The organism is Stenotrophomonas sp. HMWF003 (assembly GCF_003061285.1).
GTDB lineage: Bacteria > Pseudomonadota > Gammaproteobacteria > Xanthomonadales > Xanthomonadaceae > Stenotrophomonas > Stenotrophomonas maltophilia_AP.
Map to the genome: position 1 here is coordinate 1 of NZ_QAIW01000227.1, position 6,509 is coordinate 6,509.

At 68.4% G+C, this 6,509-nt stretch carries 6 protein-coding genes, 1 tRNA gene and 1 pseudogene; 3 read left to right on the plus strand and 5 right to left on the minus strand.

The window, feature by feature from the left end; genetic code table 11:
- Positions 1 to 112: 112 nt before the first annotated feature.
- Positions 113 to 203: transfer RNA gene (locus DBR34_RS09175), tRNA-Ser, on the minus strand.
- Between the two features lie 169 nt (positions 204 to 372).
- On the opposite strand from DBR34_RS09175, the gene DBR34_RS09180 reads away from it, so the two are divergent.
- The gene (locus tag DBR34_RS09180) at positions 373 to 1,077 is read left to right on the plus strand and encodes a protein phosphatase 2C domain-containing protein (RefSeq protein ID WP_038690130.1); all 705 of its coding nucleotides are present in this window, start codon (positions 373 to 375) and stop codon (positions 1,075 to 1,077) included.
- A 78-nt stretch (positions 1,078 to 1,155) separates the two neighbouring features.
- On the opposite strand, the gene dnaQ is transcribed toward DBR34_RS09180, so the two are convergent.
- The 3 genes from dnaQ to DBR34_RS09195 are packed head-to-tail and all read right to left on the minus strand — an operon-like array spanning position 1,156 to position 2,994.
- Positions 1,156 to 1,881 (minus strand): DNA polymerase III subunit epsilon, encoded by a 726-nt coding sequence (gene dnaQ, locus DBR34_RS09185; protein ID WP_128096568.1) that lies wholly within the window; start codon positions 1,879 to 1,881, stop codon positions 1,156 to 1,158.
- Positions 1,882 to 1,885: 4 nt separating this feature from the next.
- Positions 1,886 to 2,338 carry a ribonuclease HI gene (gene rnhA / locus DBR34_RS09190; RefSeq protein ID WP_128096569.1) on the minus strand — a complete coding sequence of 151 codons (453 nt, stop codon included), beginning with the start codon at positions 2,336 to 2,338 and terminating at the stop codon, positions 1,886 to 1,888.
- 11 nt (positions 2,339 to 2,349) lie between these two features.
- On the minus strand, positions 2,350 to 2,994 hold the full coding sequence (locus DBR34_RS09195) for a methyltransferase domain-containing protein (RefSeq protein ID WP_128096570.1): 645 nt from the start codon (positions 2,992 to 2,994) through the stop codon (positions 2,350 to 2,352).
- Positions 2,995 to 3,005: 11 nt separating this feature from the next.
- On the opposite strand from DBR34_RS09195, the gene gloB reads away from it, so the two are divergent.
- A complete protein-coding gene (gene gloB, locus DBR34_RS09200; RefSeq protein WP_128096571.1) occupies positions 3,006 to 3,773 on the plus strand; it encodes a hydroxyacylglutathione hydrolase in 768 nt (255 codons plus the stop codon).
- On the plus strand, positions 3,770 to 4,999 hold the full coding sequence (locus DBR34_RS09205) for a lytic transglycosylase domain-containing protein (protein WP_128096572.1): 1,230 nt from the start codon (positions 3,770 to 3,772) through the stop codon (positions 4,997 to 4,999). The genes gloB and DBR34_RS09205 overlap by 4 nt, the downstream gene beginning before the upstream one ends.
- A gap of 349 nt (positions 5,000 to 5,348) precedes the next feature.
- On the opposite strand, the pseudogene DBR34_RS22475 reads toward DBR34_RS09205, so the two are convergent.
- Positions 5,349 to 6,509, minus strand: a pseudogene (locus DBR34_RS22475) (peptidyl-prolyl cis-trans isomerase); the annotation flags it as partial.

Genomic DNA, 6,509 nt, shown 5'->3' on the forward strand with positions numbered 1-6,509 from the left:
GGCCCAAACGCTGCACAGCAGCGTTTGGGGCGACGGCGCACAGCGCCGTCGCATCCCGCGCCAGATACAAAGAAAAAGGGCTGCCCGGTGGGCAGCCCTTCTTCTTTGTATCTGGCGGAGAGGGGGGGATTCGAACCCCCGAGGCGCTATAAACGCCTGCCTGATTTCGAGTCAGGTACATTCAACCGCTCTGCCACCTCTCCAGATGGTCCCGGCGAACCGGGACGCGAATGATACGGGCAGGACGCGCTGACGACAAGTCATTCCGCACCCAGGAAGTGAATTTCTTCTGTATGGATACCTTGCCGGATGTCCGGCGGGCCGCGATCATGCCGTTATCCCCCGCAACGTCCCTTTGGCTGCAGCCCACCCATGATCGAATTCGGACATCTCACCCACCCCGGCCTGCGCCGTGACCTCAACGAGGACACCTACTACGGCGATGGCGAACTGGCGTTGTGGCTGGTGGCCGATGGCATGGGCGGGCACGCCTGCGGCGAAGTGGCCAGCGCGCTGGCACGCGAGACCATCGTGCGCGAGATCCGCCACGGCGCGACGCTGGCGCACGCCATCCGGGTGGCCGATGAAGAGATCATCCGCACCTCGCGCCGCCGCAACGACAGCCTGCCGATGGGCACCACCGTGGTGGCCGCGCGGGTACAGGGCAACCGGTACGAGGTGGCCTGGGTCGGCGACAGCCGCGCCTACCTGTGGCGCGACGGCCAGCTGGCCCAGCTCAGCCAGGATCACAGCGTGGTGCAGGAAATGGTGGCCCAGGGCAACCTGACCGCCGAGCAGGCGCGCGCCCATCCGCACCGCAACGTGGTGACGCAGGCGCTGGGGGTGACCGACCCGGCGCACCTGAACGTGGCCACCACCACCGGCGAACTGCGTCCGGGCATGCAGCTGCTGCTGTGCAGCGACGGGCTCACCGAGGAAGTCGAGGACACCGGCATCGCCCGCACCCTGGCCTTCGATGACGCCAGCGCGCAGGAATGCGTGGATACCCTGGTGGCGGCCGCGCTGGATGGCGGCGGGTCGGACAACATCACCGTGATCCTGGTGCGCTGCCATTGATTGACCCCGGTCACGACCAACGATCGTGACCTGCCGTTTCATCGCATGAGTGGATCACGACCGTTGGCCGTGATGCCCTCACGCCACCGCTTCTTCCACCTTCGGCCCATCCCAGATGGCATGGCCGGCCTTCTTGCGCAGCTTGGCCAGCCGCGCTTCGTGCGCGTCCAGCTCGGACGCCGTGGCCACCACGCGCGGGCGCGGCAGCAGGCGCGAGGTATCGAAGGCCTGCGCATGCGCGGTACCGCGCTTGCCGTCGTCGGCCGAACCAAAGCCGATTTCCTCCTGGCCCGAGGTCAGCGCGATGTACACATCGCCCAGGATCTGCGCATCGAGCAGGCCGCCGTGCAGCTGGCGGTGCGCGTTGTCCACGCCCAGCCGCTTGCACAATGCGTCCAGCGAGTTGCGCTGGCCGGGGAAGCGCTCGCGCGCCATCTTCAGCGTATCGATCACCGTGCAGCGGTCGGTGATCCTGCCGTACTGGTCGCCCAGCAACGACAGCTCGTTGTCGAGGAAGCCGATATCGAACGCGGCGTTGTGGATGATCAGCTCGGCGCCATCGATGAAGGCGAGGAACTCCTCGGCGATCTGCGCGAACACCGGCTTGTCGGCCAGGAACTCCAGGGTCAGCCCGGTGACTTCCTGCGCGCCCTGTTCGAATTCGCAGTCCGGCTTGATGTACTGGTGGTAGTTGTTGCCGCTGGGACGGCGTTCAAGCAGTTCCACACAGCCGATTTCGACGATGCGGTTGCCCTTCCGCCATTCCAGGCCGGTGGTTTCGGTATCAAGGATGATCTGACGCATGGGCTCAGTGTACCGGGCCGGCGGCACGGATCCGGATCGCGGCGTCGCGCGCCAGCTGGTCCACGCGTTCATTGTCGGGGTCGCCGGAATGGCCCTTCACCCAGCGCCAGTCGATGGTATGCATCAGCGTGGCCGCATGCAGGCGTTCCCACAGTTCGCGGTTCTTGACCGGGTCGCCGCCGGCGGTCTTCCAGTTCTTGCGGATCCAGCCCGGCATCCACTGGGTCAGGCCCTGGCGGACGTACTGCGAGTCGGTGAAGAGCACGATGTTGCACGGCTCGGTCAGCGCTTCCAGCCCGGAGATGGCCGCCATCAGCTCCATCCGGTTGTTGGTGGTATGCGCTTCGCCACCGCTCAGTTCACGCTCGTGCGCGTTGTAGCGCAGCAATGCCGCCCAGCCACCGGGGCCGGGATTGCCGAGGCAGGAACCGTCGGTGTGTATTTCAATTGTTTTCATTGCAGTCCAGATCAGGTCGCCACGGTACCGGCCCATCGACGGACCGGCAGTGGCGTAGGTCCCGGCAGGGCCGGGGTGCGTTTCTCGGCGGTGAACAGGCAGGCCGCGCGCAGGGGCGCGAAGCTGCGCTGGCCCGGGGCGCGGTCACGCCACATCGGCCCCAGGTAGCTCAGCCCATCACAGCTCAGGCCGGCCTGCTCCAGGGTGTGCCGCAGCCGCTGCGGGCTGCGCACGACCAGGCCGTGCTGGCGCCACTGGCGGCGGTAGGGGCTGAACGGGTTGAGCGTGGACAGCCACAACCGGCCACCGGGCATCAGCACCCGCTCGCACTCGCCGATCAGCTGCTCGGCGTCGCGGGCGGTGACGTGCTGCAGCACGATGGCGTTGACGCTCTCGTCCGGCAGCGGCAGCGGCAGGCCACAGCGGGTGTCGCCGGCGAAGCCTGCGCCGTCGCGGTGCAGGCGCAGTCCGCGCCCGGGAAGGTCCGGCAGGGCCGCCCAGGCGGCTGTGGGCGCCACCCACAGCCACGGGGTGACCGGGCGCTCGGCCAGCAACGGCATCAGCCGCTGGAATTCCAACTGGCACAGCACATGTGCCGGTTCAGTATCAAACCAGGATGCGACTGACGCTTGACGGGGGCTCGGCGTGGCGGGCATGGTCCAATTCTATGCGACTCACTGCCCTACCCGCATTTGCGGACAACTACATCTGGGCGCTGGTCGCCGATGACGGCCAGGCGGTCGTGGTCGACCCCGGCGACGCCGGCCCGGTTCTGGCTGCCGCAACGCAGCAGGGATGGACCCCCACGGCGATTCTGCTCACCCACCACCACAACGACCATATCGGCGGCGTGGCCGCCTTGCAGGCCCGGTATCCGGGGCTTGCGGTGTATGCGCCGGACGATCCGCGCATCCCGATGGCCACCCATCGGGTGGCTGAAGGTGAATGCATTCAGGCAGCGGGCCAAAGGTTCCACGTAGTATCCGTGCCCGGCCACACCCGGTTCCACATCGCGTTTCACACCGCTGAACACCTTTTCAGTGGCGATGCGTTGTTCAGCCTGGGCTGTGGCCGCATGTTCGAAGGTACGCCGTCCCAGCTGCTGGCATCCCTGCACAAGCTGGCGTCCCTGCCCCCGCACCTGCTGTTGTGCTGCGGGCACGAATACACCGTGTCAAATGCCGTCTTCGCGCGGCATGTCGACCCCACCAACGCTGCGTTGCTGCAGCGCCATGAGGAGGCCCTGGCCATGCGCCGCGATGACCGTCCTACGCTGCCCGTGTCACTGGCCAGCGAGCTCCACTGCAATCCGTTCCTGCGTACCGGAACGCCGTCGATCCAGCAGGCCGTCAGTGCCCACCTGGGTCGCCCCGTCACCGATGAAGTCGATGTCGTCGCAGGCTTGCGCGGCTGGAAAGACGGATTCGGTACATGAGCCGGCGATTGTTGCCGCTCGCGCTCGGCCTGGCACTGTCCCTGGCCGGCGGCGCGAGCGCCCAGTCGTTGAGTGCGGGAATGTCGCAGAACGTGGCCGGGCTTTCCCAGCTGCCCCTGGACCCCGCCGCCCTGCCGCCGGTCTCGGTGCGCAACGGGCAGGAGATCTTCGCCAGCTTCCGCGATGGCCTGGCCGAACCCACCTGCAACGCCGAGGCCACCAGCCCGCGGTGGCAGAAGCAGTTCGCGCACGCCCCGTCACGGCTGGCCAATACCGATGACGATGCCTTGGTGCTGTTTGGCTACGTGGTGGAAGAGCTGCGCCGGTCCAACCTGCCCACCGAATTCGCGCTGATTCCGTTCGTGGAAAGCGGCTACCGGCCCAATGCCCGCAATGGCAGCGGCCCGGCCGGGCTGTGGCAGTTCATCGCCACCACCGCCAAGAACCACCGCGTCCAGATGACGCCGGGCTACGACGGCCGCCTGTCCGCGGTGGATTCCACCCAGGCTGCGGTGCGGTACCTCAAGACCCTGCACGGCATGTTCGGGGGCGACTGGCGCCTGGCCACCATGGCCTACAACGCCGGCGAGTACCGGGTGCTGCAATCGCTGCGCAAGGCCGGCATGAACGCGCAGAACGCGCGCCCGGCCGAACTGCCGGGGCTGTCGCCGATCACCTATGCCTACGTCGAGAAGCTGCACGCGCTGGCCTGTGTGCTGGAAAACGCCGAAACCAAGCCGGGCGTGATGGCCTCGCTGGACCGCACGGTGCCGGTGCTGAAGGGCCACACCCTGCCGGCGGGCACCAGCGTCCAGCAGTGGGCCGCACAGCGCTCGCTGGACCCGGCGCGGATTGCCCGGCTCAACCCGGCCCTGGCGAGCGGCAAGGGCCGCCCCAGCGGCCAGGTGACGGTGCTGGCCCCGGCCACGCACGCGCCGGTCGACGCCAGCGCCGCCGTGATGGCCGCCGTGGCCGCCGTGGAGTCTCCGGACCGCACCGAGACCGCGCCGGCCGCCACGGCCAGCGCGCCGACCACGCGCGCGGCCCGCACCGTGGCCAGCAGTGCCGACCGGCCCCGCAACCGTCGCCACACCGTGCGTGACGGCGAGTCGCCGTGGACCATCGCGCGCCGGTACGGGATGCCGCTGAAGGCGCTGTTGTCGCTGAACGGGCTCACCGGCAGCAGCGTGTTGAAGCCAGGGGCCGTGTTGCGCGTGGAAGATTGATACGGCGCGCCGGCCCAGGCCGGCCTGATCGGTCGATGTAGTACCTGCGATGCCCGGCCATGCCGGGCATCGTCGTTTCCGGCGCGCGGCATGCTGCCGGTCTGCCGCGGACGGCAGCGCCGGTTCGGGTCATGCCGACCTCGCGCTGATCAACTGGTTCGGCCGTCGGCTGGGGCGCGACCCTGCCGGGCTACCCCACGTGCAGGTCATCAGGTGCGGCCGACCCGCTGTCGTACCTGCCTCGGCCCACGCCGCGGTGGCGGCGTGGTCACCGCTGGGCGCGGGCCGGCCCCACAACGCAGAAGGCCCGGCAATGCCGGGCCTTCTGCTGCCGCTGCAACCGGATCGGTTACAGGTTGGCTTCTTCGGTCTGCACCTTGTAGTGCTTGCGCATGGCGTCGATGTAGGCCTTGGCGGCGGCCATGCCATCGATCTGGTTCAGCTGATCGGTGAAGGCCTTCTTCTGCTCCGGCTGGATCTCGGCCAGGTTGCCCGGAGTGACCTTGTTCACCGCGAAGACCAGGTACCGGCCCTGCATGGCGACCTTGCCGTAGCTCGGCTTGCCATCGGCCGGCAGCGCCGTGCTGAACACCGCACGGTTGATTTCCGGGGTCGGCACCGGCTGGGTACGCGGCAGGCCCGGCAGCGGGGTCACCTGCAGCTTGTCACTGACCGTCAGCGCCTGCAGGGTCTGGCCGGCCTTGAGCTTGGCCAGCACCGCATCGGCGGCATTCTCCGACGCCACGCGGACACGCTCGCCACGGATGGCGGCAATCACCTGGTCACGCGCCTTGGCGAGCGGCATCGCCTGCTCCGGGCTGTGCTCGGTGACGCGGATCATCACGTTGTGGTTCGGCGCCAGCTCGATCGGGTCGCTGACCGTGCCGTCCTGGGTAAGCACGTCGGAGAACGCGGCGCGCAGCACGGCCGGGTTGGCGGCGATGCCACTGGCGGTGGTGCGGGTGAACGGCCCCAGGGTCTGGACCGGCAGGCCCATGTCCTTGGCCGGGCCTTCCAGCGAGGTCGGGTTCTTGTACACCAGGTCGACCAGGCGGCCGCTCAGGTCGGTGAACGCACGCTCGTTGTCTGCCTTGAGTGCTTCGGCGGCCAGCTGGTCGCGCACGTCTTCGAACGGACGGCCTTCGCCGCCCTTCTTTTCGCGCAGCAGCAGCACGTGGTAACCAAAGTCGGTCTTGACCGGGCCGGTCACTTCGCCGGCCTGCATGTTGAACAGCGCGTCCTCGAACGGCTTCACCATCGCGCCGCGCTCGACCCAGCCCAGATCGCCACCGTGTTCCTTGGAACCGGGATCTTCGGAGTTGGCCTTGGCCAGGGCGGCGAAGTCGGCGCCGGGCTTGCGCGCGTCGGCGGCAAGGCGGGTGGCCTTTTCTTCGGCGGCCTTGAGCTTGGCCGGGTCGCTGCCATCGGCGGCGATCAGGATGTGCGAGGCCAGGCGCTGTTACGGGGTGGCAAACCGCGCCTTCTCCTCTTCATAGCGCTTGCGCAGGGC